The organism is Agrobacterium sp. CGMCC 11546 (assembly GCF_013365515.1).
Taxonomy (GTDB): domain Bacteria; phylum Pseudomonadota; class Alphaproteobacteria; order Rhizobiales; family Rhizobiaceae; genus Agrobacterium; species Agrobacterium fabrum.
Window position 1 is genome coordinate 230,032 of the sequence record NZ_CP047389.1, and the last position, 21,447, is coordinate 251,478.

Sequence of the window (21,447 nt, forward strand, 5' to 3'; positions counted from 1 at the left end):
CGTCACCCACACAGGGCACTGACAAATTTCGGATGCCAGCACACTTCAGTGCAAGCCGATTGCCCCCGTGCCCCGGATTCCGCCTTCGATCAAAGCGTCACCGCACCCTCGACTTGGACAGACTTTCCGCTCTCACCCGGCGCAGTTGACCGACGTGCCGTGATCGGTCGGCGACCATGCTGTGATTTGCATTTCCACCGCGCCTTCGTTTGTCGTGTCAGCTCTGCCCGCCGGGAGCGACAATCTCGTTGCCGTGCCCAGATGCCTTGATAGAACCCGAAGACATCGATCACTTGATTTCGGGGAGCGTCGGTGTCAGCGGATCCGACAGTCATTGCCGAGCCGCCCATGTCACGAAGCTGGACGGACCATCATATGGCTCATGTTTGACTGGATCGATGACGAAGCCATGCCGACCGATCGTGTAGTCGGAGCGTGGAACCAGAAACCGCCGTTCGCCGACCTCGCCCCGGATCCCGCCCAGCGTCGCGATGCACTCGACGAGATCAGGATGGTGATCCGAATTAAGGGCCGAAATGACGACCCAATCGTTGCGATGTCGCTTCTCGAACTGCTGCCTGTCCCGCATATGAGACTGATCGCCAGTCAGAATGACACCCATGACGCGCTCGTAGGCATCGGGGTAAGTGTCGCGAAGTGTCCGATCAGCCAAGCGCCGCTCATAGACAGTGAACAGCTGCGGGAAAGCATGGGCGACCTTCGCCCATTCGCAGTGTTCCTCGTAGAATCCGTTGTCATTACGGTAGAGGGCATGGATGGTGGTATTGGCATTCTCGTTGACATGGAAACTGCCGTGGCCAGCCGTCGAATGCAGAACGATGCCTTCGGCGAATTGCCGTGAGACCTGCGCCGTGCCCCACGGCGTCGATGCTCCGGCTGGTATCGTCGACCGGTTCAATGTCCGTAGTTCACCCTCATGCGCCGTTTTTTCGGCAGCCATGTCATCATGAATCTCTGCCATGACAAACTCCTTCTGAATGGTGGAAACAGAAACGCCGCCGGCATCAGCCAGCGGCGTCGTTTCAGATCTCTGTGCCTTGCGCTATTCTGCGGCCTCTCGGAAATCTTCGTCAGCCTCCTGCTCGGCGGCTGCATTGCCTACGGCGTCTTCACCGGAAGGCTGATCCTCGAACGTATCGGGATCGTCGTGGGCATCCTCCGGTTCGCTCTCGGCGCTGATATGGCGCCCAACCCACGACCGCACGTCCTCAGCGGATGGGGCCAGCAACGCTGCCGGATGCACCAGGCGTCCGTCGGCAAAATGCTCGACCAGAGCCTCACGGGTATCCTTCACCTTGATCCGACCGGGCACGCCCGCCGTTTCCGCGGTCGCCTCCAGCGCAGTGCGTGACAGACATGAAAGGAAATCTTCCGTCGCCATATTGGGCAGGAATTGATCAGCGCCGATCGCATCGCCGGCAATGCGGGCGATCAGGCCGCTATCGGAGCGATTGCGCCGCAGAGACAGCACCTCGATGAGCACCGAGCGCGCAGCCTGCATCAGTGTCTCTCGATCGAAGGACAGGTTGCCGTCCTCGCCGATCAGCCTGGCAGCATGCGGTCCGCATTTGGCATGACCATAGGGATTGTCCGATGCGCCGCTGGCGATGGTGACATTCTGCCCGGTGAAGGCCAGAATGAGCAGAGCCATCAGTGTGTCGTCCTCGATCGGTGCACGGGCAAGCGCCTCATGCAGGGCATCGGTGCGAAGGTCGCCAATCATGTCGAGACCCTTCTGGGTCACATCGGGCCGGGTTTTTGGCTCATCGACCTCTTCGACGATGGTTTCGACGCCATCGGCATCCTTGACCAGCTTGGGCTTTTTCACTTCGGGCATGCGATAGGCAACGGATTGAACCGAGCCATCGCGCGCGTTGATGTACCAGCCGGTCAGGTCGCCCTTGCCCGGCTTGCCGTAGACCTGTTGCGCCTTGGGCGGCAGCTTGGCCTGGCCGTATTCATTGGCCTCGATGACCGAGCCGCGTTTGGGCAGGTTGTTGGCCAGCCACTCCTGCTGAGCGCCAAGGAATGCCTCGACGTCGGTGGTGTAGCGGCTGTCCTCGTCGGCGGGTGCAAACAGGTCCTCGACCCAGGTGATGCCGTAGGCCTGTGCCAGATCGTCGCCGAAGCTCGCATGCTTGGCCAGCATCCGGGTCGTGGTCAGCGCCCGGGCAACCTCCCACCAGGACACCTGCGGGTCCTGCTTCTTCGGCTTGTACTTCTTCCAGACCTCGGCCTGCTCGTCCTGACCTGCGGCTGCGATCGTGCGCAGCTGCTGCTCGTTCGGCATATCACCGCGCGCCATCTGGTCGAGCATCGCGGGCAGGATGTTGGCGAGCAGCCGCAGCTTTCTGATCTGCCGGCTGGGGAGAGCCAGCGCCATGGCAATCGACTCCTCGGTCCATCCCAGGGCCACCAGCCGTTCGATCGCGCGCCATTGATCGACCGGGTTGAGCGGCTCGCGGGCGATGTTTTCCGCAAAGGACTGCATGGCGCCGAGATCGTCTGACGGATCGGCCAGCAGCAGCGGAATTTCCGTGAGATCTGCGGCAATCGCTTGTGCTGCGCGGCGGTGACCGAAGACGATGATGTAGCTATTGCCGCCTTCCGGATCGAGTTTGACGATCGGCGGCTGCACCACGCCAATGGCCCGGATCGATGCGCAAAGCAGCGCGTCGGATTGGGGTGAGGATCTCGACTGACGGGACCGGTCGGGGTTGTCCTTCAGGCTGCGCGGATCGGCTGTAATCAACTGCATGGGAATGACCTCTTGAGCTTCGGGCGGACGGACTGTCCTTGCCTCCTCATCTTCTTTTCGAAGACATCTCCCGAGCCGCAGGACGGGCCGGCGGCTGCAATTGCGCCGGAGCAGACCTGGCTTGCGGGAGAGCGAGGCACACCTGCCTTGCGAGGCAAGCTGGCCCGGTCTCGGCGACCGGCGCGATTGAGGGAACCGTCAGCCGTTGGAGCGTCCTTGCGAACCGGTTTCCGTCTCCTTTTCCTCCCCCTTCTCCATTCCCCGGTGATGTCACACGATTTTAAGCAATTGCTGCTGAACTCGGGCCATGACAAAGCCGCCGCGCAAAAAATCCCAGCCGCTTTTGCGGGAGACAGACGCTCCAATCCGCTCTCGACCGCGCAAACCACGCGATCCCGCGCAGCCGCAGCTTCCTTTCGACCCGATGCCTGATCGCATCGAACCGTGCCTGGCGCTGTTAAAAGCAAAGCCGCCTTCCGGACCGGACTGGATTTACGAAATCAAATGGGACGGCTATCGTATTGCAGTTCACATCGAACCAAACGCGGTGCGGATCATCACCCGTGGCGGTCATGACTGGACCGACAGGTTTCCGGCAATCACCGCCGCTGCGCGCAAGCTCGGCGTCGGAACGGCCATTCTCGACGGAGAAGCCGTCGTGCTCGATGCAGAGGGGCGTTCGGATTTCGGCGCGCTGCAGCGCTCGCTCGGCGGGCGCGGGGGAAAGAAGGCGTCAAGCGAAGCAATCCTCTACGCGTTCGACATGTTGTATTTCGACGGGCATGACCTGACGAAGATGGAGCTTCCCGGACGCCGTCACCTGCTGGAAGACCTGATCGGCGAAAGCGATGGAACCATTCGCGTCTCGCAGGAGGTCGAAGCGGACGGCCCGACACTTCTGGCGGCCGCGCGCGAACATGGCCTGGAAGGCATCATCGCCAAGCACCGTGACAGCACCTACCGCTCAGGTCGGCTCGGCGACTGGCTGAAGATCAAATGCATCCAGAGCGAAAGCTTTGTGATCGTCGGATACGAGCCATCCGCGGTGGCGCGCGGCGGGATCGGCAGCCTGCTGCTCGCGGCCTACCAGGGCGACGCGTTCGTCTACGTCGGCTCGGTTGGGACGGGCTTCAAGCAAAAGGATGCAATAGAGCTGCGCCGAATGCTGGACACGCTGAAGACCAAGCGCGCTGCGGTGGCCGTCGACAAGAAGGGGGTCGTCTTCGTTCAACCGACACTGATTGCCGAGATCGAATACCGGGCCTGGACCGACGATGGCAAGCTGCGTCACGCCTCGTATAAGGGTCTGCGAGAACAGCAGGATAACGCAGCGATCTATAAACTTAGCGAGTAGCGCCTGTAGGGAAAAAAAGAAAGGACGCTCGACCCTTTCGGGGAGCGCCGTTCCAACCCGCACAGTTTCCAATGCGCGGCAATCGCCACTGCATGAAACCATCGAAACGGGTGATGACCGGTAGATGTGTATGACCCGACCCCGTTTCAAGTGACCGCAGATATGCCGCTGTTTACGCGGCTTCCTGCCGATCCTCCTCTGGTTCGTCGGCGGTTGCCGCGAGATCCCTTTCGATCTCGTCCAGTTGGCTAAGCTTGAGTTCGAGCTCGGCTTCTAGTGAGAAGCTTTCCCCCAGACGCGGCATGTACGAGGCGAGCCGACGTTTCGCATCGGCGAGTCGAATGCGATGGCTCTCTGGTTCCTGTTCAAACCCGCCAAGCGCATGTTCGAGCCGGGAGATCGCGCCGATCGGCGTCGTGGTGACGGCCAGGTCGATCTCGTAATCGCCACCCGTCCGTTGAAGAAACGTGTCGTAGCGATAACCGTCCTTGCCGAAACGCTCGCCATGATAGGCGAGATCGAAACCGCCGATCGTGGCGATGATCACCTCTTTCTCCTGCTGAAGCTGAACCAACGTCAGGATCTCCTTCATCAGTGCGCGGCCCGCGAGCTTTCGCTCGTCAAATTCGGCACTTCCGACCTGCATCGTGAATGCGTCGCCAATGGTTGGGACCAGACGGTCGATGTCCTTGCCCACATCCTCGATCCGGCGGGTCGAAAGCTCCATATCCCGTTCGGCATCGCGGATCTGCCGGCGGATCGCGTGTTGATCGTCGATATGGGCGGCACGCAGCCGAACGAGACGGGCAATCTCGGCCTCGAGCCCGGCCTTCTGCATCAGCCGCTCGTCGCCCGACGCGATGGCCTTGGCCATTGCAAACTGGTTTGCCTGCCCCTCGCCCATATCCTCGAGCCGCCGGACGCTGGTGTCGCCGGAAAGAGCCGCTGCGATGAACCGCGCCTTGCGCTCATTGTTCTGCCACATGGTGGCATCGAGACTGCCGAGCGTCGCATAGGCAAACACATCGACCTCGTTATGCTGGTTGCCCTGGCGGATGATCCGGCCCTCCCGCTGCTCGATCTGCGATGGCAACCACGGTACATCGAGGTGATGAAGGGCCTTCAGCCTCGCCTGGACATTGACGCCGGTGCCCATGGTCTCGGACGAGCCGATCAGCACGCGGACCTTGCCGGCATTGAAGTCATTGAACAGCCGCTGCTTGGCGTCGGACTTCTTGTAATCCTGCATGAAGGCGATTTCCGGCGCCGGCACGCCTAAGCGAACCAGTTCGTCTCGGATCCAGCGATAGGCGGAGAAGCCACGGGTGGCTTCGACGGAGATGGTGCCGAGATCAGAGAAGATCAGCTGGCCAGCGCCCGGCCGGTCGAACGGCCTGCCGTCCTTGCGGCGAAACTCAACCGCGCCCGTTTCCTGCCAAATCCGGTGGGCATTGGCAACGAGCGCGTTCAGCTTATTCGCAGCCTCGTTTCCCATCCCCTGATCGACGAGCCGCAGATCGATCGCGGCGTGGCGGCCGTCCGTGATGACCGAAAGTAGGATGTCGTCGCCGGGCTTGGCCGGGCCATCGCGCATTTCGATTGCCTTGATCCGCGCGTCCAATTGTTTTTGGTAGGCTTTGAACGCGGCCGTCGGCTCTGCGGTGACGATCTGGCGTTTGCCGCCGGATATCTCCGGCACCTTTACATAGGTCCTGAGATCAGCCGGCAACACGACATCGGCGAATGACCGGAACATGGTGATCAGTTCTGGTACGTTGACGAACTGGCTGAAGCGCGTCACCGGCTTGTATTTGCCTGACGGCTGCAGTTCGAGTTCCGTCGAGGTGTCGCCGAAGGTCGAGGCCCAGGCGTCGAACTCGTGCAGGCCGCGCTCAGAAAGCGCTGTCGGATCCATCATCCGCTGTACCGAGAACATCTCGCCGAGCGTGTTGGTGATCGGCGTGCCGGACGCCAGCACCAGCGCCCTGCCCGGATTTTTCGTCTCGATGAAGCGGGATTTGACGAACAGGTCCCAGGCGCGCTGCGAGCCGTTCGGATCGACACCGCGCAGCGTCGACATATTGGTGGCAAAGGACAGCTTGCGGAATTCCTGCGCCTCGTCGACGATGATCTGGTCGATCCCGAGTTCGGAGATCGTCAGCAGATCGTCTTTCCGTGTTGCCAACGCCTCCAACCGCTCTTTATGGCCCTCCTTCATGCGCTCGATGCGCTTGCGCGACAGCCGGTCGTCGCGTTCCACCTTGGTGAGCAGTTCCTCGTAAAGCTCCAGTTCATCCTGGATCATCTGCGCCTCAAAGGAGGAGGGAACGGAGATGAAGCGGAAGGCTGAATGGGTGATAATGATGGCATCCCAGTTAGCGGTCGCTGCCCGCGACAGGAAGCGATGGCGCTTTTCCCTGACGAAGTTGGTCTCGTCGGCAACCAGGATCCGTGCGTTGGGATAGATCGCCAGAAACTCGCGGGCCGCCTGCGCCAGGCAATGGCCGGGCACGACCAGCATCGCCTTGTTGATCAGCCCGAGCCGGCGCTGTTCCATGATGGCGGCCGCCATGGTCAGCGTCTTGCCGGCGCCGACGGCGTGGGCGAGATAGGTGGCGCCGGTCGAAATGATCCGCCAGAGGCCGCGTTTCTGATGGCCATACAAAGAAAAGGCGCCAGAGGCGCCGGGAAGCTGAAGATGATCGCCGTTGAAGGATCGTGACGCGATATTGTTGAACGTGTCGTTATAGACCCGCGCCAACCGGTCGGTGCGATCTGGATCCGACCAGATCCACGACTGGAAAGCGGTCTTGATCTTGGCGAGCTTTTCCTTGGCGGCTTCGGTCTCAACGGTGTTGAGCACCCGCCGCTCGGTCTCGCCGTCGCGGACCGTGTCGAAGATCTGCGGTACCGACGAGTTGAGAGCGTCGGACAGCAGCTGGCCAGCATGGCGGCGGTGAGTGCCCCAGTCGGTGGTGCCGGCGGCCGACCATTCGAGCTGCCGGGCATTGACCGTCCATGTCGCCAGTTCGGGCAGATGATTGATGGAGATCTCGGCGTCCATTGTCTGCTTGACGAAGGCGACGACATCATCGGCGGGAATCCACGGGGCGCCAAGGCGTGCGGTGATATCGGACGGACGGAGGTCGGCGGGTTGGACATGTTCGAGCGCCGAGACGTTCCGTTGAAAGGCAGGATCCAAGTCAGCCGCCGCCCGCGCGGTTACCAGCTTCGAGCGGACTGCGCCGGACAGATAGGCATCGGACATCTGCCAGGAGCCATTGGACGGATCGCGGAAGATTACCTCCCCGAGTTCGGCGATAACATCGTCGACGTCGCGGTGCAGCAGCTCGGCAATATGATCGGGATCGACATGGCCTCGTTCATTCAAAACGACGGCGAGCGCATCTGATGCTGAGGCGATCACTGGCGCGGGCGGCGGCGCGATCACCCGCTCGGTAAAGATGGGTCCAGGCTTGGCGGTGTTGGTCTCCAGATCATAGTCCTCGATTGAGGCCACCAGCCAGCAATCGGGATCGTCGAGGAACGGCGCGAGATTCGGCCGACGATGGACCTCCCTGACTTCACCGGCTTCCGGATCCTCCAATGTCGAGACGGAGGTGAAGTTGATCGGACCGAATTCGCGCACGAAGCTCGACCAGGCGATGCGAAGCGACACCTGCGCCTTTTGCCACGGCTGATCGCGTTCCTGCAGCTTGAGAATGAGCCGGACCGCGTCGCGGATCGGGATCAGCTTTCGGATGATCAGGGCGTGCTTGACGAAGATGCCGTCGGTGCTGCGGCCCTTCCTGACCTCGACCGGGGCAGCAACCCCATCGACCACCTGCATGAGGGCAGTGCCTTTGCCGATGAAATAGCTGCCTTCCCGGACCTTGGGATCGTCAGGCCGCTCGGCCATCGCATCCACCACTTCATCCTCAAGCTCGAAGTCGATTGTGGGTGCCTCACCGTCGTAGATGTTGGCAGGAAGCTGTTCGATGGCAGCGTTTAAAATCGTTTCAAGATCGTCATCTGTCGGCTGGCAGGTATAGGTTTCGCCGAATGGACCTGACGTAATCGCATGGCGTCCCAGCACCATCTCGGGATGATCGACGAACCACCTGTTGATACGGACGCTGTCGCCCTCGCCTTCCAACTCCACATCCGCGAGATCGAGCCAGCTATCGTCTCCAGCCGGCTCGTCAGCATGACGCTTCCGGAAGAAGAGGAGATCGACAACGACATCCGTGCCGGCGTCAGCGCGGAAACTGCCTTCGGGCAGGCGGATTGATCCAACAAGATCGGCCATGCCTGCAATGTGGTCGCGGGCTCGGGCATCGGCCTTGTCCATGGTGCCGGACGACGTGGCAAAGGCGGCAAGCCCGCCGGGCTTCAGCCGGTCGATGGACTTGGCGATGAAATAGTCATGCAGCCGGAAACTGAGCGACCGGAAAGCCGGATCACTCTTTACCGTCCTGTCAGAAAACGGCGGGTTGCCGATCGCCAGATCGAAATGGTCGGGCAGGTCGGTGCGGGGAAAATCGCCGCAGACGATTCTGGCCCGTGGCTGCAGCAGCCGGACGATACGGGCGGTGACCGGATCAAGCTCGACGCCGGTGACATGGCTCACTTTGGAGAGAACATCCGGCATCAGCGCCGGAAACATGCCCGTACCGATCCCCGGTTCCAAGATCCGGCCACCCTTGAAGTCCATGCGGAGCAGGCCGGCCCAGATGGCACGAACGATAAACTCCGGCGTGAAGTGTGCATATTGGGTGCATCGCGCCAGAGATGCGTAGTCCCCTGCCCCGACAGCGCTTTCCAGATTGCCACCGAGCTCTTCCCAACCTTTGCAAAATGCCTCGTCGCCGGGACGCCGGAATATGCCGTTGGCCAGGTCCGACGCGCCGAAGCCGGTGAACTTGATCAATCTGGCCTGCTGGTCAGGACGAGCCGGCAGGCCCTGGCGCTCGATCTCGTTCGCCAGCAGGATGGCGGCGATATTGTCTCGTGCCCGATCGCGCCAGGATTTTGCGAGACCGCGAGAACCCTCCAGCCGAAAATCAACCTTCGTCCGCATCTGCGCTTTGGGCTTCGGTTCCTTGTGGACAGGAGCGGCTGGCGCCGGCGTCGATGGCGGCGGGTCGATATCGGCCCCGAACTTTGCTGCGAAACCCGGCACACCGAGATCGAAGCCGGATGAGAAAGCTGTATTGCCGAAGAGGTCGATGGTGAAAGGATCGTCATGCGCCATTGGAAAACTCCTGTGAGTGGGCGCGCCGAGGCACACTCGCCGTAGGGTGCGGCTGTGCCAGGATGCGGATGGTGGAGGTTTGGAAGTGAAGGATGCCGTCAGGCAGCGATGGTTTCGGGCAGGAGGCGGAACTGCACCGGCAGCTTGGCGGCGATCTCCTCGTCGGTCAGATCGTCGAGGAGCTTCCAGATCTTCCCCTGAGCCGAGGGATAGACGAGCACGATCTGGCGATTGCGCAAGTCGGCCGGAAAGCGGGCGTCGGCATAACCACGAAAATCCGGACCGGTCGCGCTCCAGATATGATCGAGCTTTTCCTGTCGGTTCATCGCACGCACCGGACGGGATCCGCGGGCGATGATCTCGGACCGCATCCGGTCGGGCGACTGGCGATCGCCCAGGTCGCAATAGCCATGAAACCATCGGGACCGATCATCGATCGTCAGCGCAAAGAACACGCTGGTTACGCTGGCGGCCAGAAACTCCCGCATGGCGAACATGTCGCCGCGGTAAAACAGCGGCGGCAGAATTTCGAACATGTGGTCGTGATCGGCTTCGGATATCTCAAACCACTCGCCGACATATCGCGTGCCGTTCATCCTTTCATCGTTGAACGGCGACTGGCTATGGCGATTGAACAGGGCGTACATTTCGTGGCGGCTGGCGACGCCTTCAAATACCTTACGGATTGCTGGGGAAACGAACATCTGCGGCTCCTTTAAGGGTTGCGACTGAAGCGAAGCCTGATCGACCTCTCCTTTCAGTCCTTTGATTACCCCTCCTCAGCCGGCGCCTCGCGGGCAGCGGGTCAAGGGCCGCCGTCAGGCGGGCGGCAGCTTCACCATTGATGCGCTGTCCGCGTATGCGGCAGCTCTCCTCTCTTCCTCCTCTCCTTCAAATCCTCATTCCAGTCTTCACATCGCGGCTTCAGCCGCCAGAAATCGCAACCGGCACTATCCGCCATCTGACGCAGACGATCGGCAAAAACTTCTCCCTGCACATTGTTGTCGGTTGCCGCCACAAGCCACGTACCCTCCCCGAAGGCCAAGGTCTCCAATGCCTGAGCGGTCAGTGGCGACCAGCCGCCGCCGGTGCTGACATAGAGCGTGTCCGGTCTTGTCTGCTCGATCGCGGCCAGGCTGAGCGCATCGATGGCAGCCTCCGTCACACAAATTCGACGAGCATTGTCCTTACCGAACCGGAACAGCGATTTGGCGCCACCGGTGGAAAACCCGCGCCAGTCCGGACCGCGTTCCTCCCAGCCGATGACGGCACCAGCCGTATCGACATGGCTGGCCCACATCGAGCCATATGGGCCTTCCCGAAGAACGTCTGCCTCGATCGCCGCAGAGATGACCTGCCATGGCAGCGCCCGGCATTGCTGGAGATAGGTCCAGGTCGCGGACGCGCGCCAAGGGCGTTTTCGGTGGTGCCATCGGTCAGCAACCGAAGCCATTGGTTGCGTTTGATGAAGAGGCTTCTCCCAGGTCGGCATGGTGGGCTGAAACGCGATGAGATCGCCGACCACCGCCAAGGCCTTGGTAAAGCCGATCCCATGGAGATAACTTGCGAGCGCGAAAACGTCGCCCTTGGCTTCGGATCGGGCGTCGAACCATCCCCTGTCATCGTGGATCACAATGACGATGTCGTCGTCGCGCCGGAATTTGACCGCTCGGCGCGTGCTCTCTTTTCGGTCTATCGCGAAGCCTTCATACTCAAGGACGGCTGCGCAGCCCACCCGGGTACGCAGCTCTTCGATGTCCTTCTTTTCCATATCACTTCCTCTAGCTTTCCTGACTTTTCGGACTGGCAGCGCCCAGGCCGCGAAGATGGAAGCGCGCAAGGGCGCGGTTCGCAACGTGCAGATCTGCCGGACAAGGTCGCGGCGAAGCCTCCCTTGCGCGCGCATCAGCGCAAGCGGCACGCCTCCCTCCGAAGGGGAGATCGGCTCAATGAGCCGATCCATAGGCAAAGGGATCGTATTCGTTGATGATGGCGTCTTCATCGCCGTCATACTCGGCGGAAGGCATGACGCCGATCTCGCCATCGATTTCGAAGAGGGTGACCGGGACCATCAGGGTCCGGGCAAGATCGAGTGCGTGGTTTTGTGCGAGGCTGAGATCCGACATGTGAGGCTCCATCCGTTGGCGGGGCCGATCCCCGCTCGATGGCGCCCGTTCGATCCGGGCCGGGCCGCGGTCACCGCGCAGGCGTAGCCGGAGAGGTCGCAGGAACTGCGAACCCCGTGCGGGTTGACCGTCCAAGGTCGGGACTGGATTAGGGATGCCAGACAAAAGAGCGGGGATCGGAAACGCTGATGGGTGGAGCATCATTGCGCGCGGCCTGATTTGCACCGCCACCTGCCGATCAGGCGATACGTCAGTCCTATGCCAGGAAGATAGTGGAGAGTTTGGCGGCCTCCAGCTTGTAGATGAGACTGCTTGGGCAGCGTTGGATGACGATGCACCACGCTAGATGGATGAATGCGTCAGGGATCCCGCCCGAAGGGATAAGGCTCGTGTGCCCAGCGTTCGTGGAGCCAACAGCCCGGAAGCGCGACGTACTCGGACCATTCCAAATTGTCGTGCCGAATACGGACGGCAAGACGGATCGACCGTACGAAGCTGGATCTGCGATAGCACGATCAATCAGGATTCTATTCGATCAGAAGGATCGGCCGGGATGGGAGAATAGGCCAACGGTTTGTCACATCTGGATGTCGCATCACGCTTCGACGAAAGCTGCGCGGTGGTGAGAAGACGTGTGTCTGTACAGATGTCATTGCAGGAGGTCTGCAATCCTCCTATATACTGTCGTAGGAACTACAGATAGCGGCCTACCCTGTTGCATACAGGCACCGAGAACAGACTTGGTCCTTGACTTTTCGGTACAGAGTTGGCATATTGCGTGTGTTGCAGAGACGGACTTCAGCAGCAGCTCGCCAGGAAACTGGTTCACACCCAAGTGTGGAATAACCAAGAAGCGTCCGATTTAAAGGCTCCTACGGGAGCCTTTTCCATTATGGTGCCGGCTTCACGCCTTTTCCCGTCCAGATATTGTGAACGATGACGTTGAATCGAACCGGCTTTACATTTTTGGCGTAGGGCTGCTCCGGTCGCATATGCGCCGTCGTGATGAAGAGGTTTAATCCGGCCTTCTTTCCAGCCTTCGAGAGCGTAAAAAACACCGAGTAATATTGTTTGGTACCAGTGCTGTCGATGATCTCAAACACATAGAAATTACCATGGGCGTCGTGATGGCATTTTCGCTCTGCAAGCGATCTGACGATCTCGGGTAAGAATTTTGATTGGGCGTAACGGTCGAACTCAAATATCCGGGTTTCGCGGCTATCTCTGTAAGCGAGCTCCGCTGGCATGCTTTCCCCTTTCCGCGCACCGCGCGTAAAGCAATGCATGGAATAGGACACATTCAACCTATAGCTCCGCTCCGGCTTGCCATCCTTTGGCGGCACGACAAGATCGTATTCGAACGGATCGAGATGACCCAGATCGTAATTCGTCTCCTGATATCTGAATGCTCTCCACTTCATAAAATCTGCATAGCGCAGCAGACCGATAGGTAAAGGAAAATCTGGCAGATGTTTAAGACGACTGGCTTTTCGCTCGATGGTCAGGGGCTTTCGGGCGACAGCGTAGTTGGCTCCCTATTCGCACCTCATCATTTCCTCCGCTTGACCTTGTTATCGGACAGCTCGATCCACACCGGCGCATGATCGCTGGTGTGTTCCCAGCCGCGAACATGCTTGTCGACGTCAGCTTTTTTCAGTCGCTCGGCAAGGTCGGGACTGAGCAGGAAATGGTCGAGCCTCAAACCCGCGTCGCGTCCATAGGCATTTCGAAAATAGTCCCAGAACGTGTAAATGCGCTCTCCCGGATGCATTTCGCGCAGCGCATCAGTCCATCCTTGAGCGACGAGGTTTCGGTAGGCTTCCCGGACTTCGATGCGGAACAGCGCGTCGTCAGTCCAACGCTCCGGCTTATAGACATCCAACTCCGTCGGCATGACGTTATAGTCACCCACGAGGACGACAGGCACCTCTAGCTCCAGCAACTCGGCGGCATAGTTGTGCAGACGCTGAAACCATCGGAGCTTGTAGTCGAACTTCGGGCCAGGATCGCGACGCCATTCCAAGATTTCTGGCCATACCAGACCGCACCATAGCCGGCGGCTTCGATGGCCTTCGCTGGAAACTTGGCATTCGGCGCCTTCAGCTCCTGGAGAACGGCAACATCCGGCTTCGCCTCGTCCAGCCAACGAAGCAGGACCTCGAGTCGACCGTTTACGCCATTGACATTGTAGGTGGCGATTTTCACTTGGACTTGTGGTCGCCCTTGTCGCCCTCCCCGGGCTTGGCATCGCTCTTCGCCTGGTGGCGCTTGTCAGCCGAGAGGGATCGTCCAACGTCGACGGATTCCTTGAACTTACCGTCTTCGTCGCGACGGACGTAGCGTTTGTCGGTTCCGGTATCGATGAGTTCGCGCTTCGACATGATGATCTCCCAAAGTTTGCGTAGCGGAAACCCACAAGATGTCGAAAAGTTTCCGATTGGTGCCAACGGGCCTTGAACCGGTTTCAACCGACTCTATTACATTAGGAATGGAGTACATTCCCGGTCCGAGAACCCTTTGCGAGCATCCCGATCACTTTCTGAACTGTCAGGAAGCAATTGCCGACGCATTCAGACAGTTGGCCGAGCAAGCGGTGATGGCCGGTTGGGGAGAGACCGAAGTCGCCGGCGCACTGGTGGATATTGCCGACTGCCACATGCTTTCGCTGGCATCCAATCTGGAAACAGAGCGAATGTTAGACCAGGCGATCAAAGGCGGGCTTAGAAGAATGTCGGATCGATATCCCGATACGCCTGACGGGCGATATTTCGTTGTTCGCGGACGGTTGTGGCGCAAGAGCAATCCTGCGCTTGACGAAGCCACACGGAACAGACTGGTCAAGGATTTGATGTCCGCAAGAAGGGCTGTTCGCGACGCCCAGGGCGCCGATGCGATGGCAAAGGCCCGACAACTGGGCGATGATGCCAAGATTGCTCTCGGCGAGCGCGGTGCGCCCTGGTGGGAAGACGGCGCGCCGGATTATAACCGGCACATGGCAAAGAATACTCCCTATGCCGACTGGTTCGCCGGCCTTGAGAAATAGGCAAGCGTCAGAGCAGGAACGGCGCCTCGGGGGCCGCCTTCTTTTTTGCCCATAGCTCAGCTGTCCGCTCCATCGTCACCAACTCGGGCGGGAACGTCCTCTTCTGGAACGACAGGGCGTCATCGAAGCTGCCGTGCAGCCATTGTTCGTACTCATCGGGATGCAACAAGACGGGCATACGATTGTGCACCGGTTGGATCGCTTCGTTGGCGTCGGTCATGACGCCAGAATAGACCGGACCCCACTCGTCGCCGATACGCCACAGCCCTGCCCACGCGAAGACCGGCTGGTCCTTCAGGGCAAACCAGGTGCGGGTCATTCTGCCCTTCTCCCCCTCGGCTTCAGCAAAACCCGTCACGGGGATCAGGCAACGCCACCGCGGTTTTCTGGCGAGGCCGATCCACATGCCTTTCGCAAGGTCAGCGATGTTGTTGACCGGCTTTGGCTTGGCTTCCGGCGTCATGCCTTTCAGTCGCAGTGGAAAGCCCCAAACCATCGAGCGAAGCTCGCGAACACCGTCATTCTCCGTTACCACCATCCCGGGCGTCCCCGGATAAACTTCCTCGGGAGCGTTCGATTGCATCGGGTTCGGCACGCGAAAGTGCGCAGCCACTTCCGCGGCGGAAAGACGGACGGTGTACAAGTTGCACATGTGACAGACCTTTCGGCGCTAAAGGCCTAACTAAGCATGTTGTTCCGACGCGGTGAAGCCTTGGAGGGCGAAACGCCGCTTTGCCAGCGGTCCCTACTATGCAGGATTTCGAAATCGTCGGATGACGGTGGCTCGCGAAACTGGAAGGCGATGACATCTTCGATCGAACCGTGAAGCCAGCGGTCGTATTCTTGCCGTTTGAGCAAAACGGGCATGCGATCGTTGAACGGCCTGATCTTTTCGTTGGCGGTCATGGTCATGCCGGCGAAGACCGGGCCGAAGTCCGGAGTGTTTTTGCAGAACCCCGCCCAGGCCATCAGTGGCTGCCGGGTCTTGGAAAACCACGATCTGGTTTTTTCGCCTTTTACACCGTCCGGGTTTGCAAAATGCGTGAGCGGGATGAGACAGCGGTATTTGGGGTCGACGACGATGCGGTCCCAGAGCGGATTGGTGAGATCGGCAACCAGGCCGATGCGGCTCGGTGGCTCGCCTTCACGCCTCATGTCGCGTGTCTGTCGCGGAAAACCCCAGGGGATCGACTTCAGCAGCCGCAACCCGTCCTTCTCCAACACGATCAGTCCGGGAGTGCCTTCGACGGTTTCGCTCGGCACCTCAAGCACCGGCGCGATATCGACCGCGAAGTGGGCGGCAATCTCCTCCAGGCTTTTGGTGACTGCAAACAGGCGCGACACACCGGTCTCCTCAGTGGAAGTTTCTGGATTTGATTTTTAGATTATCGATATGAAGGTCGGGAATATAGATCTCGCGCGCTTGCACGACGGGTTTGGGATTGTCCCGTGGGTCGGGGCCCCCTCCGTGCTTGACCTGGTCGCCGCGACCGTGCGGAAGTGGGAAGTCGCCGTCCCGACTACCAACGCTCGACAGGTCGGCGGAGAAGTCGAACAGGCGCTGGGCGACGAGGTGAACGACCTCGCCTTCCCGCTGGATGCGGCCATTGATGGCCATCATGCTCGCGGTCATCAAGATCCGCCGCTGACGCTCGAACAGCGATGGCCAGACCACGGCATTGACGATGCCGGACTCGTCTTCCAACGTGAGGAACATGACGCCCTTTGCCGATCCCGGTCGCTGTCGCACCAGAACGAGACCGGCTGTCCAAAGCCATTTTCCGTCGCGTTGACCCATCGCCTCGGCGCAGGTGACGATGCCTTTCCGGTCGAGGTCTTTTCGGAGAAACGAGACCGGGTGCGCCCGCAGGGTAAGACCGGTATGCGAGTAGTCCTCGACCACCTCCCTGCCCTCGGTCATCGACTTCAGCGTCACCTCAGGCTCCTGCATCTCAGCGATGACCTTGGCCTCACGCTCAGCGGCGGCCGCCCAAAGCTCCAGGGGTTCGTCCCGAAGCGCCTTGATATCCCAGAGTGCCTGCCGCCGTTCTAGTTGCAGCGATGGCAGGAACGCATCTGCCTCTGCAAGTTTGACCAGCGACGATGGCGACACGCCGGAGCGTCGCCACATGTCATCGGCCGAGACAAACGGCTGTTCGGCACGTGCCAGGATGATCCGGGCGGCGTCGTTGGTGGACAATCCCCTGACAACGCGCATTCCAAGGCGGACAGCGAAGCGGTCGGAATTGCCGATCCGTTCCATGGTGCAGTCCCAGCGCGAGCGGTTGACGCAAACTGGCCGGACTTCGACGCCGTGGTTTCTGGCGTCCTGGACGATCTGGGCGACGCTGTAAAAGCCCATCGGCTGGCTGTTGAGCAGGCTTGCGCAAAAGACATCCGGGTGGTGGCATTTCATCCAGCTGGAGGCATAGGCGATCAGCGCGAAGCTGGCGGCGTGACTTTCTGGGAAACCGTAGCTTCCGAAGCCTTCGAGCTGCGTAAATGTCTTCTCGGCAAATTCGCGGGTGTAGCCGTTCTTGACCATGCCCTCGACGAGCTTGTCCTTAAACTTCGAGACCCCGCCTGTGAACTTGAACGTCGCCATGGCACGCCGCAACTGGTCGGCCTCGCCCGCCGTAAATCCCGCGCAGGTCATCGCCACCTTCATCGCGCTCTCCTGAAAAAGCGGGACGCCAAGCGTCTTGCCAAGCACGGCTTCGAGCTCGGGCGTCGGGTATTCGACCTTCTCCTTGCCTTCGCGCCGCCTCAGATACGGATGCACCATGTCGCCCTGGATCGGCCCCGGCCGGACAATGGCCACCTGTACTACGAGATCATAAAATGTCCGAGGTTTCAGGCGCGGCAGCATCGCCATCTGGGCGCGGCTTTCGATCTGGAACGTGCCGAGCGTATCGGCCTTGCGGATCATCGCGTAGGTCGCAGGGTCTTCCTGCTCGACGTCGGCGAGGCTCATCGGAATATTCTTGTGGTCGCGCAGCAGCTCGAAGGATTTCGCCATGCAGGTCAGCATCCCAAGTGCTAGCACGTCGACCTTCATGAATTTGAGTGCCTCGATATCATCCTTGTCCCATTCCACCACCTGACGGTCCTTCATCGATGCCGGCTCGATCGGCACCAGGTCGTCCAGCCTGTCCTGCGTCAGAACGAAGCCGCCCGGATGCTGGCCAAGATGGCGGGGCGCGCCCATTAGCTGGGACGAAAGATCCAGCGCCAACTTCAGGCAGTAGTCGGCGGTGTTCATATTATTCTCGACGAGCTGCTTTTCGCCAACGCCTTCCGACCAGCCCCAGACGCCTGACGAAAGCTGGGTGATCAGATCTTCAGGCAGCCCCAGCGCCTTTCCGACATCCCGCAGCGCTCCCTTGGCACGGTAGCGGGTGACGGTCGAACAGAGCGCCGAGCGCGAGCGGCCGTAGGTTTCGTAAATCCACTGGATGACCTCCTCGCGGCGGGCGTGCTCGAAATCGACGTCGATATCCGGCGGCTCGTCGCGTTCCATCGAGACAAAGCGCTCGAACAGCAGGTCACCTGTCTCTGGATTGATGCTGGTGATGCCGAGGCAGTAGCAGACGGCCGAGTTGGCCGCCGACCCCCGCCCCTGGCACAGAATTCCTTGCGATCGGGCAAACCGGACGATGCTGTAGACGGTCAGGAAGTAAGGAGCATATTTCATCACCCGGATAAGCTCGAGCTCGTGCAGGATCGCCTTGCGGACCTTGTCCGGGATCCCCTCCGGGTACCGGCTTGCGGCGCCCTCCCAGGCGAACTTGGTCAGCGACTGCTGCGCGTCGAGACCTGGAACCAGAGCTTCCTCGGGATACTGATATTGGAGTTCGCTCATGTCGAAACGACAGCGATCGACGATTTCTCGGGTGCGCGCCAGCGCCTCCGGATACTCGGAAAACAGCCGGTGCATTTCCTCCGGCGCTTTCAAAAACCGATCGGCATGCCGCTCGCGATCGAAGCCGACGCTGTCGATCGTCGTCCGATTGCGGATGCAGGTGACGATGTCCTGCAACTGCCGGCGACTGGGATCGTGAAACAGCACATCATTGGTGACGACCGTTTTGACCTTGTGTCTCACCGCCATGTTGGAAAGATTGTGAAGCCGCAGGCGATCGTTCGGACGACGGCGCAGGCACAGCGAAACGTAGGCCCTGTCGCCGAATATCGCGGCGATCTTCCTGAGCTGGCCCGCAGTGGTCTCGTCCGCCTCATCCGGGACAAGGATGGCAATCAGGCCAGCGCTGTAGGCTTCGACATCAGACAAATCGAGGATGCACTTGCCCTTGCCTCCCCGGCTCTTGCCGAGCGAAAGCAGGCGGGTCAGCCTCGAATAGGCTGGCCGATCGGTCGGGTAGACCAGGATCGACAAGCCATCGGAAAGATCGAGCCGACAGCCGACGACCAGTCTCACGCCGGTGGTCTTGGCCGCCTCCCAGGCGCGTACAATTCCGGCCAGCGAGTTGCGGTCGACCACGCCCAGGGCATCGATGCCGAGCGCAGCCGCGGTGGCAAACAATTCCTCTGCGGAACTGGCGCCACGCAGGAAGGAGAAATGTGTGGTGACCTGGAGCTCGGCATATCTCATCCGAACACCCCATGCAGAAACCAGAGGTGCGAGCCCGTGTCGGCGTCCACCCCGTCACCGGCGCGATAGACCCAGTAGCGTTCGCCCGCCTCATCCTCGACGACGAAATAGTCGCGAACGGCCGCGTGTTCTCTCGGACGAAGCCACCATTCCCCGAAGATGCGCTCCGGGCCGTCCGCCCGTTTCACCCGCCGACGCTTGCCGCGCCAGGTGAAGACGGCGGGAGGCTGGTCAGGGAGAAGAGCGGTGACGTCGATCCGTTCCGGGTTCGCCAGTAGCCGTGACGGCCTCGGCCATTTGGCGGCCCATGTCGCTCCAGTCTCGTCGGCCGTCGGACCGACGCGCATTACCGATCGCTCTGGAACGTCGGAGGCGACGGGCGTAACCCGGTAAAGCCGCTGGCCGCGGTTGCCGAGAATGTCAACAAGCGGTGTCACGTCAACCACGGGCTCTTCGATCAGAGAGGACGCAGCCTGTCGCTCCTCGAGCGGCTCTGCCATGATGGCGACAAGCACCAGACGTTCGATCCCGAAGCCTGGGTCGATTTTCTCGATGCGGTCACAGAGCAGCTTTGATAGCCGGGCTGGGTCACGCACCGGTTTTGCCAATCCGGCTCGAATGCATTGGCGGGTGTTATCGACACGATGGATGACGAGATCGGAACGCCTGACGCCGAGGCCGCGCGTCTCCAGCTTGGCGGTGAGTTCCCCGACCAGCCGGCGCACATATTTGGCGATCGTCTCCGCCGCGCCGATCGGCTCCTGAAAGTTCTTCGCGGCCTCGACAAGCTCCGGAGTGCGCAAGGGTTCGATGGGTTCTGCCATTCGCCCGAACAGTTGGTCCAGCCGCCGCCCGACCTCCGGCCCGTACCTTAGTGTCAACGGTGCGCGCGGCATGGCGGAGAGTTCACCGACTGTCTCGACACCCATGACACGCAGTCCATGGATTGTGTCTGGTGGGAGACGCAGACAGTGGATCGGCAGGGAAGTCACCGCTTTCGCCACACCGCCCATCGGAACGACGGTCGTTTCCGCTGATGTCAGGCGGGTGATGGCATGCGCAGCGCCCCAGGTATCGGCGACGGCAGCGCGAGCAGTAAGGCCTCGTCCTCTTAACCCGCTGACCAAGCCGGAGATCAGGAGATCTTCGCCGCCCTGTAGATGATCGGCGCCTTCGGTGTCCATGACGATGCCGTCCACGCCGTCGACGGCGACGACCGGGCTATACTGTCGGAGCGCCCATAGAGCGAGGCGCTCAAGGGCAGCGGCGTCTGCGCTAGGATCAGCATCGATCATCGTCAGGTTGGCGACAACGGCTTGGGCTTTGCTCGCGGGCATGCCGACCTTGAGGCCAACTCTGCGCGCCGCGGTATCGACCGCGGAGACCCAGCGTTTCGACCCCGATTTGGAGATGACGACGAGCGGCTGATCAGCTGGCACGGCTCCCTCTCCATGTCGACGTATCCGGTCTGTTGGCAGAGTGGGGAAGTAGACACAAACGACCCTTGGCATCACAGGCTCCTATTTCAAACTCAGCACACTCGCCTGCTTTCACGCGCATCAATTCCAACAGCCATCGGGCCCGGCCAACCCCCGCCACTGGCAGTTCCTCCGACGGAAGCACGCTCACCCTCCACCGTGTCGTCGAGGCCGTCGGATTGCCGAAGTCCGACGCTTCCGTCTGTCGCCGCCATCTGCGGACAACGAGACCCATGGTCCCTGTTTTTTCGGCAGCCAGCTGGAGCCGCCGGGATGCCACCATCGGCAACCGCACCAGCTCTCCAACCACTGCCGCCAAGCCACCGAACGACAGCCCCTCTTCCATGGACGCTAGGACATCCTCCTCCTTGTCGCCTTCGCAAAAGATGACGCGGTCGGGATGCAAGCCGGCCTGGGCGATAGCCGGGAAAAACAGGTCAGGTCTCGTCAGACACCAAAGAACCTTGCCCTTGGAGCGCGCGGCAATGCCTGCGGCGAACAACGCGGCTGCCGCGCCGTCGACCGTACCGGCTCCGCCGCCTGCGATTTCGTGAAGAGCGCCATAAGACAGCCCACCGCCCGGCAATCGCTCGTCCATCTCGCGGACGCCGAATGGCAGTACGACCGCCTTCTTCGCTGTACTACCTTCCAGGTGGGCAATACGGTCTCTGAGTTCCTCGATGACCCGAGGGTTGTGGGCGCGCGACATCGTTCACCGACCTCCTCAGGTTCGCGTTGCATGGACTTCATGTCCCCGAAAGCTGGTGACGTTCCTCTTTTGTTCTGTCATACGCAAAGAGT

Annotated in this window: 15 protein-coding genes and 1 pseudogene; 2 read left to right on the forward strand and 14 right to left on the reverse strand. The window is 60.7% G+C overall.

The genetic code is table 11. The features are described from left to right. Positions 1 to 331: 331 nt before the first annotated feature. Together GSF67_RS24425 and GSF67_RS24430 are read right to left on the reverse strand one after the other, a co-directional pair. Positions 332 to 982 carry a hypothetical protein gene (locus GSF67_RS24425; protein ID WP_006311635.1) on the reverse strand — a complete coding sequence of 217 codons (651 nt, stop codon included), beginning with the start codon at positions 980 to 982 and terminating at the stop codon, positions 332 to 334. A gap of 81 nt (positions 983 to 1,063) precedes the next feature. Then, positions 1,064 to 2,779 (reverse strand): ParB/RepB/Spo0J family partition protein, encoded by a 1,716-nt coding sequence (locus GSF67_RS24430; RefSeq protein WP_006311634.1) that lies wholly within the window; start codon positions 2,777 to 2,779, stop codon positions 1,064 to 1,066. A 307-nt stretch (positions 2,780 to 3,086) separates the two neighbouring features. Here GSF67_RS24430 and ligD point away from each other — a divergent pair, with 307 nt between their 5' ends. Next, positions 3,087 to 4,133: a non-homologous end-joining DNA ligase gene (gene ligD, locus GSF67_RS24435; RefSeq protein WP_006311633.1), complete on the forward strand. Its 1,047-nt coding sequence runs from the start codon at positions 3,087 to 3,089 to the stop codon at positions 4,131 to 4,133. Positions 4,134 to 4,305: 172 nt separating this feature from the next. On the opposite strand, the gene GSF67_RS24440 is transcribed toward ligD, so the two are convergent. From GSF67_RS24440 to GSF67_RS24470, 7 genes and pseudogenes are all read right to left on the reverse strand, one after another. After that, positions 4,306 to 9,387, reverse strand: coding sequence for a helicase-related protein (locus GSF67_RS24440; protein ID WP_128822109.1), 5,082 nt, complete (start codon positions 9,385 to 9,387; stop codon positions 4,306 to 4,308). A 98-nt stretch (positions 9,388 to 9,485) separates the two neighbouring features. Continuing rightward, positions 9,486 to 10,091 (reverse strand): DUF1419 domain-containing protein, encoded by a 606-nt coding sequence (locus GSF67_RS24445; RefSeq protein ID WP_006316600.1) that lies wholly within the window; start codon positions 10,089 to 10,091, stop codon positions 9,486 to 9,488. Between the two features lie 131 nt (positions 10,092 to 10,222). Then, a complete protein-coding gene (locus tag GSF67_RS24450; RefSeq protein ID WP_035216896.1) occupies positions 10,223 to 11,158 on the reverse strand; it encodes a DUF3991 and toprim domain-containing protein in 936 nt (311 codons plus the stop codon). Positions 11,159 to 11,333: 175 nt separating this feature from the next. Then, a complete protein-coding gene (locus GSF67_RS24455; RefSeq protein ID WP_020046815.1) occupies positions 11,334 to 11,513 on the reverse strand; it encodes a hypothetical protein in 180 nt (59 codons plus the stop codon). Between the two features lie 890 nt (positions 11,514 to 12,403). Beyond that, on the reverse strand, positions 12,404 to 12,760 hold the full coding sequence (locus GSF67_RS24460) for a hypothetical protein (protein ID WP_244399746.1): 357 nt from the start codon (positions 12,758 to 12,760) through the stop codon (positions 12,404 to 12,406). Between the two features lie 302 nt (positions 12,761 to 13,062). Beyond that, a pseudogene (locus GSF67_RS24465) lies at positions 13,063 to 13,718 on the reverse strand (exodeoxyribonuclease III). Continuing rightward, complete coding sequence (locus GSF67_RS24470; RefSeq protein WP_006310245.1) at positions 13,715 to 13,894, reverse strand: hypothetical protein; 180 nt, start codon at positions 13,892 to 13,894, stop codon at positions 13,715 to 13,717. Before GSF67_RS24470 ends, GSF67_RS24465 begins: the two are co-directional and overlap by 4 nt. Before the next feature lie 347 nt (positions 13,895 to 14,241). Here GSF67_RS24470 and GSF67_RS24475 point away from each other — a divergent pair, with 347 nt between their 5' ends. Then, complete coding sequence (locus GSF67_RS24475; protein ID WP_035214592.1) at positions 14,242 to 14,556, forward strand: hypothetical protein; 315 nt, start codon at positions 14,242 to 14,244, stop codon at positions 14,554 to 14,556. 7 nt (positions 14,557 to 14,563) lie between these two features. Here the strand turns inward: GSF67_RS24475 and GSF67_RS24480 are convergent, their stop codons facing one another. From GSF67_RS24480 to GSF67_RS24500, 5 genes are read right to left on the reverse strand one after another with little or no spacing between them, the layout of a single operon-like run. Beyond that, the gene (locus tag GSF67_RS24480) at positions 14,564 to 15,208 is read right to left on the reverse strand and encodes an SOS response-associated peptidase (RefSeq protein WP_006310243.1); all 645 of its coding nucleotides are present in this window, start codon (positions 15,206 to 15,208) and stop codon (positions 14,564 to 14,566) included. A gap of 26 nt (positions 15,209 to 15,234) precedes the next feature. Then, positions 15,235 to 15,900, reverse strand: coding sequence for an SOS response-associated peptidase family protein (locus tag GSF67_RS24485; RefSeq protein WP_006310242.1), 666 nt, complete (start codon positions 15,898 to 15,900; stop codon positions 15,235 to 15,237). 10 nt (positions 15,901 to 15,910) lie between these two features. Next, the gene (locus GSF67_RS24490) at positions 15,911 to 19,168 is read right to left on the reverse strand and encodes an error-prone DNA polymerase (RefSeq protein WP_006310241.1); all 3,258 of its coding nucleotides are present in this window, start codon (positions 19,166 to 19,168) and stop codon (positions 15,911 to 15,913) included. Continuing rightward, complete coding sequence (locus GSF67_RS24495; protein ID WP_176072102.1) at positions 19,165 to 20,679, reverse strand: DNA polymerase Y family protein; 1,515 nt, start codon at positions 20,677 to 20,679, stop codon at positions 19,165 to 19,167. Before GSF67_RS24495 ends, GSF67_RS24490 begins: the two co-directional genes overlap by 4 nt. Then, the gene (locus tag GSF67_RS24500) at positions 20,597 to 21,355 is read right to left on the reverse strand and encodes an ImuA family protein (protein WP_006310239.1); all 759 of its coding nucleotides are present in this window, start codon (positions 21,353 to 21,355) and stop codon (positions 20,597 to 20,599) included. The genes GSF67_RS24495 and GSF67_RS24500 overlap by 83 nt, the downstream gene beginning before the upstream one ends. Between the last annotated feature and the right edge of the window lie 92 nt (positions 21,356 to 21,447).